The organism is Winogradskyella undariae, assembly GCF_013285155.1.
GTDB classification, from domain to species: Bacteria; Bacteroidota; Bacteroidia; order Flavobacteriales; family Flavobacteriaceae; genus Winogradskyella; species Winogradskyella undariae.
Map to the genome: position 1 here is coordinate 322930 of NZ_JABTEL010000003.1, position 18758 is coordinate 341687.

At 31.3% G+C, this 18758-nt stretch carries 13 protein-coding genes; all 13 read left to right on the forward strand.

The window, feature by feature from the left end; translation table 11 throughout:
- The first annotated feature begins 1 nt into the window (after nt 1).
- Nucleotides 2-379 (forward strand): DUF8840 domain-containing protein, encoded by a 378-nt coding sequence (locus HSX10_RS05875; RefSeq protein WP_173587271.1) that lies wholly within the window; start codon nt 2-4, stop codon nt 377-379.
- A 50-nt stretch (nt 380-429) separates the two neighbouring features.
- Nucleotides 430-1410: an FAD:protein FMN transferase gene (locus tag HSX10_RS05880; protein WP_173587272.1), complete on the forward strand. Its 981-nt coding sequence runs from the start codon at nt 430-432 to the stop codon at nt 1408-1410.
- 91 nt (nt 1411-1501) lie between these two features.
- The gene (locus HSX10_RS05885; protein WP_173587273.1) at nt 1502-4429 is read left to right on the forward strand and encodes a sensor histidine kinase; all 2928 of its coding nucleotides are present in this window, start codon (nt 1502-1504) and stop codon (nt 4427-4429) included.
- Nucleotides 4430-4461: 32 nt separating this feature from the next.
- Nucleotides 4462-5214, forward strand: coding sequence for a LytR/AlgR family response regulator transcription factor (locus tag HSX10_RS05890; RefSeq protein ID WP_173587274.1), 753 nt, complete (start codon nt 4462-4464; stop codon nt 5212-5214).
- 103 nt (nt 5215-5317) lie between these two features.
- Nucleotides 5318-7045 (forward strand): leucine-rich repeat domain-containing protein, encoded by a 1728-nt coding sequence (locus HSX10_RS05895; protein WP_173587275.1) that lies wholly within the window; start codon nt 5318-5320, stop codon nt 7043-7045.
- A gap of 201 nt (nt 7046-7246) precedes the next feature.
- A complete protein-coding gene (locus tag HSX10_RS05900; protein WP_173587276.1) occupies nt 7247-9754 on the forward strand; it encodes a LamG-like jellyroll fold domain-containing protein in 2508 nt (835 codons plus the stop codon).
- Between the two features lie 152 nt (nt 9755-9906).
- On the forward strand, nt 9907-10365 hold the full coding sequence (locus tag HSX10_RS05905; protein ID WP_173587277.1) for a hypothetical protein: 459 nt from the start codon (nt 9907-9909) through the stop codon (nt 10363-10365).
- Nucleotides 10366-10499: 134 nt separating this feature from the next.
- Nucleotides 10500-10838, forward strand: a complete 339-nt coding sequence (locus tag HSX10_RS05910; RefSeq protein ID WP_173587278.1) for a hypothetical protein — start codon at nt 10500-10502, stop codon at nt 10836-10838.
- A 12-nt stretch (nt 10839-10850) separates the two neighbouring features.
- Nucleotides 10851-11531, forward strand: coding sequence for a hypothetical protein (locus tag HSX10_RS05915; RefSeq protein ID WP_173587279.1), 681 nt, complete (start codon nt 10851-10853; stop codon nt 11529-11531).
- Between the two features lie 95 nt (nt 11532-11626).
- Nucleotides 11627-12295, forward strand: coding sequence for a leucine-rich repeat domain-containing protein (locus tag HSX10_RS05920; protein ID WP_173587280.1), 669 nt, complete (start codon nt 11627-11629; stop codon nt 12293-12295).
- A 298-nt stretch (nt 12296-12593) separates the two neighbouring features.
- A complete protein-coding gene (locus tag HSX10_RS05925) occupies nt 12594-15506 on the forward strand; it encodes a sensor histidine kinase (RefSeq protein ID WP_173587281.1) in 2913 nt (970 codons plus the stop codon).
- A 100-nt stretch (nt 15507-15606) separates the two neighbouring features.
- Nucleotides 15607-16359: a LytR/AlgR family response regulator transcription factor gene (locus tag HSX10_RS05930; RefSeq protein ID WP_173587282.1), complete on the forward strand. Its 753-nt coding sequence runs from the start codon at nt 15607-15609 to the stop codon at nt 16357-16359.
- Nucleotides 16360-16465: 106 nt separating this feature from the next.
- A complete protein-coding gene (locus tag HSX10_RS05935) occupies nt 16466-18604 on the forward strand; it encodes a T9SS type A sorting domain-containing protein (RefSeq protein WP_173587283.1) in 2139 nt (712 codons plus the stop codon).
- Nucleotides 18605-18758: the final 154 nt, after the last annotated feature.

The window sequence follows — 18758 nt, forward strand, 5'->3', positions numbered from 1 at the left end:
TATGAGTAAACCATTAACCCCTCAAGAAATTCATAATCTCGCCATGAACCATGTTGGCAAGGACCTCGAAGCACGTGGTTTTGAATTTATAGCAATTAATAGTAAGTTAAAACGTCATCCTCAATTTGTGTGTATTGATAAAAAGGGTCAGTATTATTTTGTAATAGTACGAGCTGTTATTTTACCTGATAACCCTAATAATTACGATGTAGTTTGGATGGAAACTTTTAAGAAACACGCGTTCGATAAAGATGCTAAAGTGTTATATGCAGGCGTTGGTTTAGGGAATCCTGACGGCGAAGATTTGCCTATTCATTTAAATGAAGAATACCTTATTGAATATAATGGTATTCAGGTTATTGAGATGAATTTAAATTAATCTAATAAGTAAAAAAACGAATTTCAATAATTAAGATTTTAAAATTTATAATGAAAAAAATATTATTCATATTTAGTTTAGCATTACTGTTTGTTTCTTGTGAATCAGAACCTGAAAACATCAAATTATCTGGACCTGTTTTTGGAACTTCTTATAGTGTTCAATACCATTCAGAAGATGATGTTAACTACCAAAAGCAATTTGATAGTCTGTTTAATGTTATAAATGAATCGATGTCCACTTACATTCCTGAATCTAAAATTTCAAGAATAAATAAAGGTGAACCTATTGAAGTAGATGCTCATTTTGCACGTGTGTTTGAAAAAGCGAAATTAATTTACAGAATGACAGAAGGTGCTTTTGACCCTACAATTGGAGCTGTTGTAAATGCGTGGGATTTTGGTCCTGAAGGAAAAATAGCAAATATAGATAGCACAGCAATAGATAGTCTTATGAAATCTGTTGGTTTTAATAGAATGGGATTAAAGAACCATATAATTATAAAGAATAAAAATTCATTTTTAGATTTTAATGCTATTGCTAAAGGTTATGGTGTGGATGTTATTGGTGAGTTTTTAGAAAGTAAAAATATTACGGATTATTTAGTAGAAATAGGGGGGGAGCTAAGAGCAAGAGGTCTCAATCTTGAAAAAAAATCACCTTGGAAAGTGGGTATCGACGATCCAAATTTTGAAGGAGATCAGTCGTATTCAAAAGTCATTGTTTTACAAGAGGAAGCCATGGCAACTTCTGGCACATATCGTAAATTTAAAATTGATGACAACGGTAATCGTTATGCCCATATTATAGATACAAAAACGGGGTATCCTTCTAAAACTAATATTTTAAGTGTTTCTGTTTTAGCTGAAGATTGTATGACTGCTGATGCTTATGCCACGGCGTTTCAGGCTATGGGAATAGATAAAGTAAAGACATTTGCAGAGCGACACGCAGAATTAAAAGTGTTTATTATTTTTGAGAATGAAGCGAAAGAACTTGAAACCCTTTCCTTAAATAACTTTCCACAATAGAAACAACGACCTTCAGCAGTTAAAAACACACTTTTAAAAGCTTAGAGGCTTAGAATTTGTATTTTATTGTAGTTTTAACTACAATTTTTAAATGTTGAAGAAAACATTACTTTTTATTGTATTGCTATTAGGCTTACATTTTTTGTGCGCCCAAGAACCTGTATCTATTCATCTTACTGAAAAAGATGGCTTACCAGATATTGAATTTTATAATATTTTAGAAGATAGTAAAGGGTTTGTTTGGTTAGCTGCAGATACCGGTTTATATCGTTATGATGGCAAAACGTATACCCAATATACTAACGCAGAAAAACGAGGCCTATCCATTTTTGGACTTTTTGAAGATACACAAGGCCGTATATGGTGCACTAATATTTCAGGACAGTTCTTTTATGTTGAAAACAACCAACTCCTCACCTTTATAGATTTAAAAGAGGAATTAAAAGGGCAGTTGGGAAATTACAGTATACAAGACAACAAACTTTTAATTACGACAAGTCGTTCGTTATATATTATTGATTTAATTACCAAGAAAATTCTTTTAAGAGAACTTCATGGAAATGGAGGGGCAAGATTGATGCCTCTAGATACGGGCTACATGTTGATTAGTTTTGATGCTGTAAAAATATTCAATAATGATTTTAAGGAGACCAATCAGTTTTTACTTAACATCCACTATCGTGACATTAAAGGTATGACTACCGCACAAGGTCAAACTCAAGTTTTTAAACTAAATGAGATTTTATTTTTTTCTCAACAATTTAAGTATAAAAACATGTTTAGAAGTATCAACCTAAATACAGGTACTACGGATGCTACACTAGGATTAGAACTTCTGAAAAATAAAAGGATTATTAGGATAAAGATCATAAAGGACAAAATGTGGGTGTTAACCCATACCGGAATTTATATTTATGAAAACGATAAAAATGAATTCAGACTTAAAAACCAAATATTAGAAGATGAAATCGTTACTGACGTTATCATTGATAAAGATCAAAATTTTTGGGTTTCAACATTGACCAACGGGATTCATTTAATACCGAATATAGAGGTTGTAAAACATAAATTACCTGAAAAGAGTAATGATATTATGGCTATTGATAAGGTGAATGATTCGGTTGTGTTTTTTGGTTCTAAAAGTGGAGTCGTAGGGTTTTTAAACGTTGATGCTTCTACTTATAAAGCATCTGCTAACTTGGGTAATAAAGTCTCTGCAATACAGTATAATTCTAATATTGAATATAGTTATGTAAGTATCGACGATGGTGGTTATTTTGTAAATAACAAAACATTAGAAACCATAAAAAAACATGAATTTCTTGGTGTGAAAAGTTTTTCTCGCGTTAATGAAACGATGACACTTTTTGGAACCTATAGCAGATTGGCTTTTTTGAATAATACTGCAGAGTTAGTTAAAACATTTTCTGATAACAAGCGGATCTATACAACCTACTACAGTGAGAATAGCAATACTGTTTTTATTGGGTATGTCGATGATTTATTAGTTTTAGATAACGATTTTAAATCAACCACAATACGCTATAAAGAGAAAGAGATTTTAGCCATTTCTATTACGGAAACTGCAGATGGTATCGTTTGGGTGGGGACGTTTAAAAATGGAATTTTTGCAATAAGAGATAATCAAGTTATTGCGCATTACACTACAAAAGAAGGCTTGTTGTCTGATCAGATTAAATATTTAAAGGCAGATGAAAATTCGATTTGGATAGCGACACCAAAAGGTTTGCAAGTATTTAATACGGATAACAAAGATTTTAAAAATTTAACCAAGACAGACGGTCTTTTGTCTTACAAAATTTCAGGAATCGAAGTCTTAAATAACCGCGTGGTATTGTCTTCAAATAAGGGCATTTTTTCTTTTGATAAAGAGAAGGTATTTAAAACGACTTCGCAACCCGAAATTTATTTTAACGACATAAAGATTAATGAAAAATCGACTGATCTAGGAACGGATTATGATTTAGATTATAATCAGAATTCAGTACAATTTAGTTTTAATGTCAATGGTGTTTTATACAATATAAATAAAACGTATCAATACCGTTTAGTTGGTTATAATAATAACTGGATTACTACAGATTTAGGTGTGAATACCGTAAAATATAGTAGCCTACCAGTTGGGGAATATACATTTCAGGTGAGGCCAACATCGATTATTGAGGGCACTGAGAGTAACGATAAGAGTATTAAATTGAATATCAAATTGCCATATTGGAAAAAGTGGTGGTTTATTTTAGCCTACAGTTTGTCTTTTGTAGGTCTCATTATTTTGTATTACAAAAGGAAATTAAAAAAGAAGGAAATAGCGAAAGAATTAGAGATTAGACAACTCTCTTTAGATAATGAGTTAATCGCTTTAAAACTAGAAAATTTACGCTCGCAGATGAATCCGCATTTTATATTCAATGCGCTTAATTCTATTCAAGAGTATATTATGCTCAATCAAAAAAAACTAGCTAGTGAATATTTAGGAAAGTTTGCCGATTTAATTAGAACTTACCTCAGCCATAGTACCAAAGGGAAAATCACCTTACAAGAAGAAATAGATTGTTTAGAAATGTATTTAGAATTAGAGAAATTACGTTTCGAAGATAAACTGCATTATGTCATTTCAACTTCTGGTAATTTAAAACCAGATGAGGTTAATATACCAACAATGCTTGTTCAACCTTATGTGGAAAATGCCTTAAAACATGGATTGTTACATCGTAAAACAGATCGTAATTTAAGAATCAATTTCTTTATAAATGATAAAGTGAAAACGGTGAGATGTATTATTGTAGATAATGGTGTTGGTAGAGAGCAAGCCGAAAAGTTTAAATCGAGAAGTCGTAAAAGTCATCCGTCTTTTGCTACTAAAGCTACTCAAGATCGATTAGCATTATTAAACTACGGAAAGGAAAAACAAGTTGGTGTCATTATTACCGATCTGTTTGATAAAGATATACCTGTAGGTACGCAAGTTGATATTACAATCCCATACACTACAGATTAATCATTAAACATGCTCTAATAAAATAAACACATATGAAAGTAGTAATTATAGACGACGAACCTAAAGCAAGAAAATTGCTTAATATACTAATAGAGGAGAATTGCCCAAAAGTTGCTGTTATTTTCACGGCCGAAGATTTGTTAAGTGGTGTTGAAATTATAAAAGCAGAACAACCACAAATTGTATTTTTAGATATTGAAATGCCAGAGCATTCGGGTTTAGAAATTTTTGATTTTTTGGAGGAAACACATCGTAATTTCGAAATTATATTTACAACGGCTTATAGCGAATACGCTATTAAGGCTTTTGAACTTTCGGCTGTAGATTATTTATTAAAACCATTGCGGTTAGATAAGCTTAGTGAAGCCATAGAGAAAGCAATTGATAATATCGGTAAATCTCATATTAACATTAAGTTAGATGAGCTTCAGAAAAGTTTAAAATCGTCTAATTTTAAAAAAATAGCACTTCCAGTAGCCGACGGTATCAAGTTTGTAAATTTTGATGATATCATCCTATTAAAGGCAGATGGTATGTACACCAAAGTTCATGTGCAAGATGCTTCAGAGCTGTTAATCAGTAAGCCATTAAAACATTTTGAAGAATTATTAGATACTATTCCTATGTTTTACAGACCACATCGTTCGTACTTAATCAACTTAAAGTATATTAAAGAATATTATAAAAAAGATGGAGGCTATATTATTATGGATAATGATGAAACGGTTTCTGTCTCAAAAGATAAAAAGGAAGAGTTTTTAACTATTGTACAGAATATAGGGTAGTTTGCTTTAGAAGTTGAAAGTGCTGTTTCAGAAATTTAGTTACAATTTTAGTAGGTTGGATTAAGATATTTGTTTTTATAAACTTTAAAATTCTTAACCTATTATGAAAAAAATTACATTTTTTCACGAACACTTAATCCATACATGTTTCGTGAGTAAAACAAAATTACTTTTTTTATTTACTATAATTTCTGCATTGAGTTATGGACAGACTTTTGATTGGGAGACAGGAACATTACTAAGTTTTGGTTCATCTAATCAAAACATTATTGCAAAGCAAATTGTTAATGGTTACGAGGTTAACTTTTCTGCCAGTGGTAGCGGTACACCTATTCTGCTTGGCACTTTTAATCAAGGTACTACAGGCAAGGCTGTTATGAATCAGCAACCTGAACAAGTTGTTCGATTAGCTTTTTTTCCTGCAGTAGATATTCAAAGCCTCAAAGCTTTTTCTGCTAATGCTAGTACTGTTAACTGGACTTTTACACCAGTTAATAGTCCAGGTAATGCCGTTGTAACAGCGAATGTTGCTCAAAATGCTGTTACAGTGAACTTAAATTGGACTAATGTTAGTATAATAGATATAACAGCAACTAATGGAAGCTCACAAAATTTTGGAGTTGATGATATTGTGTTTTCACCTTATACACCTTGCACAGTAACCATCCCAGACGCAAACTTTAAAGCTTACTTAGTTGGTAATACTACCATAAACACCAATGGTGATACAGAAATACAGTGTAGTGAGGCTAGTGCTTTTACGGGAGCCGTAATTGTTAATGGTTTAAATATTTCAGATTTAACAGGTATAGAGGCCTTTACAAATATTTCAGTTTTAAATTGTCGAGATAATGCATTAACGAGTTTAGATATTTCTCAAAATACAGCTTTATTAGAATTGCTTTGTCAATCTAACGCATTGTCTAGTTTAGATGTCTCAACAAACACGCTTTTAACCCGTCTTTGGTGTGATGATAATAGCAGTATTTCAAGTTTAAATGTATCATCTAATACAGCTTTAGTAGTATTATCTTCTGGTAACAATAATTTAACAAGTATAGATATATCTTCTAATACGGCTTTAGTTTATTTAAGTTGTTATAATAATAGTATCACAAGTATAGATCTCTCTAATAATACCGTTTTAGTACGTGTCGTTTTAGACTTTAATGGTTTAACGAATCTAGATATATCATCAAATACTGCTTTAGAAAATCTATCCTTTCAATCTAATGCTTTAACAAATTTAGACCTGTCATCCAATACAGCTTTAAAAAATATAAAGGGTATAAATAATGGTTTAACAAGTTTAGATGTCTCGTCAAATTTAGCTCTAGAATCTTTACAGATTGATGATAATAGTTTTACAAGTTTAGATATATCAAACAACACCTTTTTAAATGTTTTACAAGCGAACAACAATTCCTTAACAAGTTTAAACGTTGCAAATGGAAACAATGCGAATTTTGTTCAATTTAATGCACTTAACAACCAAGATTTAACGTGCATTCAAATAGACGCAGCCTTCACACCACCAACAACTTGGCAGAAAGATGCAACAGCAAGTTATAGCGAAGATTGCGCAGCATTAAGCGTAGATGAATTTAATCTAAACACAATCTCATTACACCCAAACCCAACAAATTCAATTTTAAATATAGAAATGACTAAAAACATCAAACAAGCAACTGTCTATTCTATGTTAGGTAAAGAAGTATTAAAAACCCAAAATAAACAGATCGATGTTTCTCGTTTATCAAACGGCGTATTTTTAATTAAAATAGAAGATGAAAACGGAAACGTTTCAACCAAACGTTTTATCAAACAATAATACATAGTTTTGTTTTTTTTAGAAATCTCGTAAGTGTTAAGCTTACGAGATTTTTTTGCTTTAGAAGTTGAAAATGGTGTTTCAGAAACTCACCCCATTTTAATGAAGCTTCATAGTAGATATTTGTTTTCTAAATCTTAATAAAAACCAATTATGAAAAAAATTACATTTTTTAACGAACACATAATCAATAAATGTCTCGTGAGTAAAACAAAATTATTTTATTTATTACTACTTATATGTAGTTTTTCTTTCGCCCAATTTCCTACTACTAATTTAATAGCTCAGTATGGATTTGATAATGGGTCTTTAGTAGATGGTGCTAATGGCGCTAATTTTTCTCAACATGGATCAGCTTCACTATTTGTTAATGATAGATTTGGTACAGCTAATGGAGCTTTACAGTTAAATGGAGATGATTTTCAACGAGTAAACTTAGATCACGACTCTTCTTATGATGATATTTCTTTGTCATTTTGGATTAAGACGGCAACCAATGATAATAATGAAAGAACAATAATTTATGACCTTGGAGGAACTTTTAACAAAGGTTACCATATTTATTTAAAAGATGGAGAGATAAACCACTATTCAAGATTTAATGTGGGTTCTAACTATATTGTTTATAATATAACATCTATGGATATTAGTGATGATCAATGGCATCATATTGCTATTACAACACATATGTTAATTTCAAAAATTTATGTTGACGGGCAATTAGTGGATTCGACTGGGAATCCAAGTGCCTCAAGTTATAGTAATAGAGGATTTGATAGTAACGGTATTGTTGGTTTAGCAAGAAATAGATCTTCATACCCGACGGCTACAAGCAGTTATAGAGACGTTATTGATGATATATTAATTTATGATAGAGAGATATCAGCTGCAGAAATAACATCTATTGGTGACTATAATTTTTGTGTTGGAATTACTAATCAGTTATTTACTTCTAATATTACAGCTACAAATATAGATGTAAATGTACCAGGTACACAAACTGTGGATATTGCGTATCATGAAGTTTCTCAACCTTTTTCTTCTGCTACAGTTGTTTCAAGTGTTTCAGGAGGAGCAAGTACAACTATTACTGGAACATCGCCAGAAACTTATAAAGTTTATGTTAGAAAAGATTGTGGAAATGGTAGTTATTCATCATGGTCTGCACCCCTTATTTTTAAGAATACAGGAATACCAACTTATGTTAACTATAATGCAACAGGAAATAATGATGGTAGTAGCTGGTCTGATGCATATATTAATTTAAATACAGCGTTAGATTTGGCAACCTCTGGTGATCATATTTGGGTTGCGTCAGGTAATTATAAACCACATGCTTTTGATAGAAGCGTTTATTTTACAGTAAACAAAGAAAATTTAAAAATTATCGGAGGGTTTAATGGAACAGAAACTCAGGAATCTGATGCAGATCATGTTTTAAATACGACTATTTTATCAGGAGATTTACAAGATAATGATGTAAATATAACCGATTTTATTTCTAGCTATTCAAACACAACTCGAAATGCAGATAATAGTTACCATGTCATAAATATTACGGAATACGGAAATAATTTATTATTAGAAGGTATAACAGTAAGTGATGCACATAATAATTTAGATGCTTTTGAGAGTGGTGGTGCAATTGTAAAAGATTCTGGGGTTACTAAGCTAACCCTTAAAAATTGTATTATAAAAGATAATGTTTCAAGAAACGGCAATGCAGGTTTATTAGCTGAATATGATCTTAATGGAACAGGGATATTAGGTGAGTTGAATATTGAAAACTGTATATTCTCTAATAATATGGCTCGATGGGCAACAGCTATATATAGCTTTGTTCGTGACGATACTGATGCAAATATAAATATTACCAATAGTTTATTTGATGGTAATATTGCAGGAAATTTGAATAGTACAACTGCACAAGGCTATGCTGGTAGTTCGGCATGGCTTAGGAATTTAAGTATTAGTAGCAGTTCTACTTTAAATATAGACATCATTAATTCTACATTTGTTAGTAATAGCGATACAGGTACAGAGCAAAATTTAAATAACTTTAGTAGATCAACGTTAGCTATAAGTAGAAGTAACGGAAATGCAGGGGCAGTAAATACAACAGTAGCTAATTCTATTTTTTGGGGTAATACAGCTACTGGTGGTTTAACTGCACGTTCTATAACAGATTTATATGAACAGCCACCTACATCTGTAAATGTTTTAAATTCTATAGATGAAGCCAATTTTAACGATGCTGTAATTACAAATACAAGTAATACAACTAACTCTAATCCTCTATTTACGGATGCTGCAAATGGGGACTTTACATTAACTTCTGGTTCGCCTGCGGTTGATACAGGAGACAACAGTTTTGTTTTTGAATCCACAGATTTATTAGGAAACCAACGTGTTTTTAATACAACTGTAGATATGGGAGTTTATGAGTTTGGAGCACCATTTTTAAGTACAAATGATTTTCAACTAAATGAAAATGAAATCAAACTATATCCAAATCCAACAAATTCAATATTAAACATAGAAATGACTCAAAACATCAAACAAGCAAGCGTCTATTCTATTTTAGGTAAAGAAGTGATTAGAACTGAAAATAAACAGATTGATGTTTCTCGTTTACCAAACGGAGTATTCTTAATTAAAATAGAAGATGTAAACGGAAACGTTTCAACCAAACGTTTCATCAAGGAATAATACATAGTTGTGTTTTTTTAGAAATCTCGTAAGTGTAAGGCTTACGAGATTTTTTTGTTTAGAAGTTGAAAGTGGTGTTTTAGAAACTGATACACTAAACCAACGACAGCATCATAGATATTTGTGTCATAAATCTAAAACATAACCTAATTATGAAAACAATTATAGCCTACCTTATTATAGCATTTACATCATCTGTACTTTTTTCTCAAAGTGAAATTCCTACAGAAGCCATTAACGGTACTTACCATTTGTTAGAAGCCGAAAAGGGGATAGGCAATAAGCCAACCAAATCTAAACTTTTTCAATATGGAGAGTTTGCAGGCGATAAGGTATTAGCAATTGCGGCTTGTGCTCAATGTATGCCTGCAATTTATAAGTATCAAAAAGACGAAAGTAAAGAGTTGGGGATTCCTGTTTTTTACAACGATTACGGACTTTTTGTTATTACCTACGATAACGAAAGTTTTGTTATGGTAAAAGCAGCAGATGCAGATAGCGAAGATTGGACGGACTTTAGTTATAGTAATTTTTACAGCAAAAATGAAGCGAAGGTTATTGCTATGACACAACAAAAAATTAAAGCGTTTGTTGTAGCGGTTTCTGAATAAATTTCGGGGTAATTCAAATTTTTAGAAGTCCTTATTTTTTAGAAGTTAAAAACGGCATTTCAGAAACTTACTTCATTTTTTAGCTCTGTCATATTCGATATTTGACACTATATAAACTTAAAATTTAACCTATTATGAAAAAAATAATGATAACGGTTGCTCTAATTTTTACAGCAACCATAGCGCAAGCTCAAAAAACCTTTTACGAAGCTCTAGAGGCTAATGGTGAGACAGCAACCTACGAAGGTTTTTCTGGCATATCTATAAATGACGATGGTACTATAGCTATTGTAAGTGGAAAACCAGTGGTAACAATAACCGTAAAAAAATTGGCAACAGGACAACCTGTGGGTTTTGAAGCTAAACCCGTTTCAGAAAGTTATGGTGGTTTTGGAGCGTCTGAACTAGGCGATTATGATAGAGTAGATAGTTACCCAAATGTAATGACCATAAAAAACACTTACAAAAGATGACTCGATGGTTATATGGTAATCGACGATTTGTTATTTAAGATTAGTTACATACCAAGTGACGGTGTTCCAGAAGTGAAAAATGTCACTGCTGTATATGTTATGGTTAAAGACCGTAGCGAAGCAAAAGATGACACAGGAAAGAAGAAAAAGAAGAAAGGTGGTTTTTTAGGACGCATGAAAGCAAAGTTAGAAGCTACAGGACAATCACCAACCTATAAGTATATTCAAACGGTAAATATTGAAAAGATATTTAACGATTACGTCACGGCTATGAAAGCCAAACAAGCGAGTCCAATAACGGCCCAAGACAAAACAGATATCGCCAAAATTAAACGCGCAAGAGAAGCTGGAGACGAAGAAATAAAACGTTATAACGATTCAATCAAGGCTACGCCAGAGTATAAAGACTTGCAAAGAAGAATAAAACAAAATGAGGCAAACTATCAGGCATCAGAGTTAAAAAACACGGTAACACTTCGTAATAACTCGAATAATGAAATTTATGTAGGTAGAGCTGGAAGTAGTAATCCAGGAACAAGAATTAGTGCTGGTGGAACAGCCAGGTGGAGCTGTGATCAAGATGCTTATTTACAAAAAATAACGAAGTCTGGTGGAAGTAATGCTTATGATTCTACTAATGTACAAGTGTACCGCAAAAATTCGGGTTGTGGTAATACGGTGTCCATAAACTAATATTCTAGAACAAAGAACAAATAAATTTAAAACTCAAATCTTTATACCATTTCTTGTTTAAAATGAGGAATGGTATAAGCTAAACCTTAAAACAAATGAAAATATTTAAACCCGTAACATTGCTCTTCGCTATTTTATTATTAACGGCTTGTAACAGTGATGATGATGCTACACTAAATTACGTCTTAGAAAGTGATCGTGATGCACTAATTGAAATTTATAATGCCAACACAAACAATACCTTATCTTGGGATATTACATCAACGGATGTTTCAACTTGGGATGGTGTTACAGTAGAAGATAGTAGAGTTGCAGTTTTAAGCATAGGAAGCTCTAATATTGACGATTTACCTACAACGGCCTTGCAAAAACTAACGGCATTACGATCTTTAGTAGCAAATAATAATAGTTTTTTAACCATTAATGTTAGTCATAATATTAATCTTAAAAACTTGCAATTATTCGATAATAATCTAACCGCGATTGATGTTTCTAATAATACACTATTAGAACAATTATTGTTAGAAGGTAATAATTTAGGAAATTTAGATGTAAGCATGTTGGTAAACTTAACCGATTTAAAAGGCGGTAGCAATAGTTTTTCAAATTCGGTAAACATAGCAAACGGAAACAATGCTAATATGTGGAGAATGGAATTGGGATCAAGCACTTTAAGTTGTGTACAGGTGGATGCTGGCGCTACAGATGGTTTTACTGGTTGGTCAATTTCTAGCAATGCAAGTTATAGCACACATTGCTTGTAAATATATGCAACATTAACACCGTTGCTATTTAATACTTTAAAAATAAGTGATTAAGAAAAGTTGGACAGATTCATTTGCGTTCAACTTTTCTATTTTAAAAGTGTATGAAGTATTTTAAACAATACAAATTAGAATTGTTTCTAATCTTATTTTATATGGTTATAGGTCTTGGTTTAGTTTATTTATTATAATTCACATAAGAGATTATTTTACCATTCATTAGTCAAAAAGCGCTTTCTACTAAATAAAAATAAAGTCCAATAGATTAATTTGTAAATTCACCCCTAAACTTTATCTCTTGAAATTAAGGCTTTTTCAGTATGTGTTTTTCTTGTTAGTAACATGGTTTGCAACAGCACAACAGCCTGTCTCAATTCATCTCACTGAAAAAGACGGCCTGCCAGATATTGAGTTTTATGATATATTAGAAGATGAACAGGGGTTTATTTGGTTGACCGCAGATAAAGGATTGTACCGTTACGATGGTAAACACTATAAATTGTTCACTAATCCTATTAAGCGCGGTCGCTCTTTATTTGGATTAACCTTAGATGCTAAAGGACGTCTTTGGTGTAATAATCTTTCCGGACAATTTTTTTATGTTGAAAACAACGAACTCAAACTCTTTAAAGATTTTAAAGACATAAACACACTTGTTGAGTTTAATATTTATAAAAATCACCTCTTCATCACTGCAAATAATACGTTAAGATCTATAAATATTGAAACAAAAAACGAAATTTATGAATTAGAGAATATTTCTCAAAATCATTTTACATTAGTAAACGAACGTAAAGAAGGTATTTATTTTAATAAAGATGAGGTTACGTATTTTACGAATGATGTGACCTTAAAACAGACAAAAGCGCTTTATTCTAACACAGTTTTTGAATTAAATAATAGTGGAGCAAAAACATACTTTAAATATGATAATAAAATTTTCTTTTTTAATCAATTAGAACCTAACAAGAAAAATAGTTTACATCAATTTAGAAATAGAGATTTGATAAATGTTCAATTACCCGAAGCATTAGTTTTTTCCATTATTGTGAGTTGCTTGCAAGTAGGAGACAACATATGGATACTAACCAATAATGGTATTTTTGTTTCTAAAATTGAAAATAAATGTTTAACTATTTTAGAGCATTATTTTAAAGGGATCTATACAACCGATATCATTAAAGATCGCAATACTAATTTTTGGGTAACAACACTAAAACAGGGTGTGTATGTTATGCCTAATTTAGCCTTAAAAAAAATAGATTTACCTAAGGATCTAGGTGTCAATGCAATAGAAAAAACCAATAAGGAAGAGCTGTATTTGGCGACGTCTAATTTTGAAATTTTTAACTATTTTAAAAAAGAGAATAAACTAACTAAAACCAACGTATCCTTCCGGAATAATATTTACGGAATTAGTTATAATCCGTTAACTGAAGATTTGTTAATGGTTGCAACAACCGAGTCTGTTTTTTATAATCCTAAAGAAAAAATAAATAAAAAAAGTAGTCTTATTGTTACCAAGTCCATAACTGTTTTTAATGAAGATCAATATTTGGTAAGTCTTCCTCATGCCTTGTCACTTTACAGTAAAAGAAGAGATGCATTTGAGTCATTACGCTTAATGAGAAGTTATGGCTCTGTTTTAAATACCTGCAAAACCAAAGCTTATTGTAATTTTATTGACGGTTTTGGTGTCGTCGATTTAAAAACAAAAACTTATAAGCAAATTACCTATAAAAATTCACCTGTCTATGGTTCTAAAATTGCAATTTCAACAGATAATGTAGTGTGGGTTGCGACGTACAACGAAGGATTGTATGGTTTTGTAAATGATAGTTTACATTATAAATTGAATGTTAAAAATGGATTAGCTTCTAATTTGATTAGTGTAATAACCGCAGATGAAAATTCACTTTGGATTGCAACTGATAAAGGCTTGCAAAATTATAATTATGAGACTAAGAAGATTATAACTGTTAATCGTGAAGATGGTATCGATTCATATAATATTAACTCAATTGAGATTTTGGGAGATGATATTTTTTTCGGATCTAATACAGGATTATATCAGTTTGATGCTAATAATATTACCAAAGCCAGAAAAACACTACAACCGTATTTTACATCTGTAGCTATTCAGGAAAAAGATACAGATGTAAAATTGAATTATGATTTAGATCAAACCGATAGCGAAATCAGATTTGGGTTTAATGTCAATGGATTTCAATCTAACAAATTTGTAAATTATGAATACAAATTAGAAGGTTACAGTGACAATTGGATTGCGGTAGAAGAGGGTTTAGACTTTGTGAAATTTAACACGCTTCCAGCTGGTGAATTTACCTTTCATCTAAGAGCGAAAAATACCTTTCAAAAAACGTATACAGAACCTATTTGTGTGGTTTTAAAAGTAAGATTGCCTTTTTATAAAAGCTGGTGGTTCTATACGCTTATTTTGTTAGCGTCAATAAGTTTTGTTTGGGGGTATTTTTCTAGAAAAACGGAGCGGTTAAATAAGGCTCAGCATCAAGCTTTAGAAAAAGCGAAGATTAATCAACAATTGGTGTTTTCGCAATTAGAGAATTTAAGATCCCAAATGAATCCGCATTTTATTTTTAATGCTTTAAATTCTATTCAGGATTTTATTATTTTAAATGAACGAAAATTAGCACGTGAATACCTTGTAAAGTTTTCGCGATTAATAAGAACTTATTTAGAGCATAGTCAAACCAATGAAATTTCTTTAAATGAAGAGGTTAAAACCCTGAGACTTTATTTAGAACTTGAAAAAGATCGCTTTGATGATGATTTTAAATTTGAAATTCACGTTGATCAAAGTTTAAATCTAGAAACCACATTTGTACCATCTTTATTTATTCAACCCTACGTAGAGAATGCTTTGAAGCATGGTTTACTTCATAAAAAAGATAACAAAAAATTGATGTTGAATTTTATTAAAAACGCGAATCAAAATCATTTAATTTGTGAAATTATTGACAATGGAATTGGTCGAGAAGCATCAGCAAAAATAAAAAACCAACGGGTTGGGAATCATAAATCTTTTGCGACGTCTGCAAATCAAAAACGAATCGATTTATTAAATCGCAGTCAGGATAAAAAAGTAGAATTGCAGGTCGAAGATGTATACAACAAACAACAAGAAGTCTCAGGAACAAAAGTAACGATTATAATAGAATTAGCACATTGATAAGTTATCTTATGAAACGAGCATGCTGAGCATTTTAATATTTAGAGAAATGATTAATAATGAATAGCATGTACCTCATAAAAACAAATAAAATATATACATGAAAGCAATAATTGTAGACGATGAAAAACGTGCCAGACGTATTTTGCATACCTTAATTGTAGAAGAATGTTCTGAAATAGAAACGATTTTTGAGGCTGAAAATTTATTAGATGGTGTGGCTGTTATAAAAAAGGAACAGCCAGATATTGTATTTCTAGATATTGAAATGCCTAATCATTCTGGACTTCAGATTTTAGAGTTTTTTAAAACTGAGGCTATTAATTTTCAAATTATTTTTACAACCGCTTATGGCCATTATGCCATAGAAGCCTTTAAATTATCAGCTGTAGATTATCTTTTAAAACCCATTGATGTTACCGAAATGAAAGTAGCTATTGCTAAAGCATCAATCTATCTTGAAGAAAATTCTATAAAAGAAAAACTACAGAATCTCGAACGTAATATTCAGCAATTAGCCTTAAATAAAATAGCTTTAGAAGTCCCAAAAGGAATTCGTTTTGTTTCTCACGAAGACGTCTTGTTTTTTGAGGCCGATGGTGTGTATACTAAAGTCTATTTACAAAATGGTAAAACCGAATTGATTTGTAAAACCTTAAAACATTTTACAGAACAACTGAGTAATAAACCACTGTTTTACAAACCACATCGTTCATTTCTTATCAATTTAAAATATATGAATGAAGTCACTAAAAAAGATGGTCTTCAAGTTATTATGAGTAATAATAAAAGTATTCCTATTGCGCGTGATCGGAAGGATGAATTTATGGAAATTATTAATCGTGTATTTTAAATTTACATACCATTCATTACTATAATCTTACCATTCACTAAAAAGTAAAAAATCACTTAACTACATTTTTGCACTTTTACTTCATAATTATAAAATTAAACTTATTATGAAAACAAGATTACAATTTTTATTATTGCTTTTATGTTTTTACACATTTAACATAACAGCTCAAAATTTGGGTTACAAATATGCAGAGTACTCATTTAATAATGGATCTCTGATAAATACATTTAATCCAGGCAATGGGGACTTAGTAAAAACAGGAACAAGCTCTACATTGCTCACAGACCGAAATGGGATTGCTAATAATGCCATATCTCTAAATGGAGATACAGTATATAATTCAATTTTACCTGGAGGGTCAGGTCAAACAAATTTTAGTGTTTCGCTTTGGATGAAAACCACTACAAATAATTTAGACAGAACTGTTTGGGAAGTTTATAACCAAACAGGCAATGCTGTAACTTTAAAAATGACAACAACTGGCAAACTTGTGAGTGAAGTTATGCTATCTGGTTCGGTTTATAATGAAGAAATTAATACGCCAACTAGTTTATTAGATGGTAATTGGCATCATATAGTTGTCACATTAGAAAAATATATAGTTAATGGAGGTAAATTACGCGTAAGAACATTTATAGATGGCGCAGAGGAATCTGGTTTACTTATGCAGCAGATTAATTATGGCCAAATTTGGACTGCTAGCCATGAAACAGGTGGAATTACTTTTGGAGATGGTCTTGATGAAGTGAAATATTTTAATGCACCTCTATCTGCTATTGATGTTGCAAACTTATACGAAAGCGAAATAAAGCTCGTAGATCAGAATGCTACAGGTGCTAATGATGGAAGTAGTTGGGCAGATGCTTATACAAGTTTAAATACAGCTTTACAAAATAATCCTGGAGGAGAGTTTTGGCTAAAGGGAGATACTTATGTTCAAATAGGCTCAGTAAATGCACCATTTAATCTTGATGATAATCAGAAAATTTATGGTGGCTTTAATGGTACAGAAACATTACTAGGTCAGCGTGATATTGTGGCAAACCCAACAATTTTATCTGGTGATATTAATGGAGATGATGATTACAACATCACTTTTAATAATGCAACTAGATTAGATAATAAAAATAGAATTGTACATGTTATTGGAGACAATGTTATAATTGATGGTATTACTATTACAGGTGGTAATGCTAATGGAACAACGCCAGAGCGTAAACGAGGAAGTGCTGTTTTTGTAAATCCGGGTGCTGGTCAACTAGTTTTAAGAAACTGTACAGTTACCAAAAACATCTGTACCTTTGGTGGAGCTATATCTGTATTAGATGGAGGAAATGACGTCACTGTTACTTTCGAAAATTCTACATTTTCAGATAATTTAGCTGATGTAAGTTCTGTTTTGTATGCCAGACCATCAGGAGGTACAATTATTAATTTTACTAGTATTAACAGTTTATACCACAATAATACCTCAAGTGGAGATTCTAATGAGCAAACAGCTGTTTTATGGTTGAGGAATGATACAGGTGGTGGTTACGAAGCTAACATAATTAATTCAACTTTTGTTAATAACAGTTTTTTAGGTAGTAATGCATCATCATATGATGAACCAGTTATTGCTGTTGGTTCTACAAATAACAGTCTTCATATTAATATTTACAATACCATTTTTTGGAACAACACCAATAGTTTAGGAGATATAACTAATGCTTTAGGGAGTGTAAATAACAATACTATGACGAACCATGCATTAGTGCGTAATAGTTTAGATATCAATCATTTTTCTATTATTTCAGATGAACAAGCTATTTTACAAATGGACCCCTTGTTTGTAGATGAAGCTACTAACGATTTTAGGTTGTCTTCTGCTTCGCCAGCAATAGATGCTGGAGCAAATGTTTACCTACCAACAACCGTTGGTACAGATTTAAATTATAATACAAGAATTGTTAATAACATAGTAGATATGGGAGTTTATGAGTACGATGCTTCATTAAGCATCGTAGATCTAGATTTTAATAAAAACAGCATCAACCTTTACCCAAACCCAACAACAGCAACTCTAGAAATAGAAACACAAATAGAGATTAAAACGATTTCTATCTATTCAATATTAGGAAAAGAAGTTTTAAAATCTAACAGTAAAGTAGCGGATGTTTCCGGATTGTCAAGCGGTGTTTATCTAGTTAAGATTATAGATTTAGAAGGAAATCAACATGTAAAACGATTTATAAAGGAATAAATCATAGTTCTATTTATACTAAAAAAGGAAAGTCATTAAGGCTTTCCTTTTTTTATTACTATTCATTTACAAAATCTTACCATTCACTAAAAAGTTGAAAATTCTTTTCCTATACCTTATCATTTTTGTGTCATAATTATAAAACCAAATTTAT

Bases quoted from the DNA above. Each gene is read 5' to 3' on its own strand.
- HSX10_RS05875 (WP_173587271.1), top strand. From the start codon at position 2: ATGAGTAAACCATTAACCCCTCAAGAAATTCATAATCTCGCCATGAAC.
- HSX10_RS05880 (WP_173587272.1), top strand. From the start codon at position 430: ATGAAAAAAATATTATTCATATTTAGTTTAGCATTACTGTTTGTTTCT.
- HSX10_RS05885 (WP_173587273.1), top strand. From the start codon at position 1,502: ATGTTGAAGAAAACATTACTTTTTATTGTATTGCTATTAGGCTTACAT.
- HSX10_RS05890 (WP_173587274.1), top strand. From the start codon at position 4,462: ATGAAAGTAGTAATTATAGACGACGAACCTAAAGCAAGAAAATTGCTT.
- HSX10_RS05895 (WP_173587275.1), top strand. From the start codon at position 5,318: ATGAAAAAAATTACATTTTTTCACGAACACTTAATCCATACATGTTTC.
- HSX10_RS05905 (WP_173587277.1), top strand. From the start codon at position 9,907: ATGAAAACAATTATAGCCTACCTTATTATAGCATTTACATCATCTGTA.
- HSX10_RS05910 (WP_173587278.1), top strand. From the start codon at position 10,500: ATGAAAAAAATAATGATAACGGTTGCTCTAATTTTTACAGCAACCATA.
- HSX10_RS05915 (WP_173587279.1), top strand. From the start codon at position 10,851: ATGGTAATCGACGATTTGTTATTTAAGATTAGTTACATACCAAGTGAC.
- HSX10_RS05920 (WP_173587280.1), top strand. From the start codon at position 11,627: ATGAAAATATTTAAACCCGTAACATTGCTCTTCGCTATTTTATTATTA.
- HSX10_RS05930 (WP_173587282.1), top strand. From the start codon at position 15,607: ATGAAAGCAATAATTGTAGACGATGAAAAACGTGCCAGACGTATTTTG.
- HSX10_RS05935 (WP_173587283.1), top strand. From the start codon at position 16,466: ATGAAAACAAGATTACAATTTTTATTATTGCTTTTATGTTTTTACACA.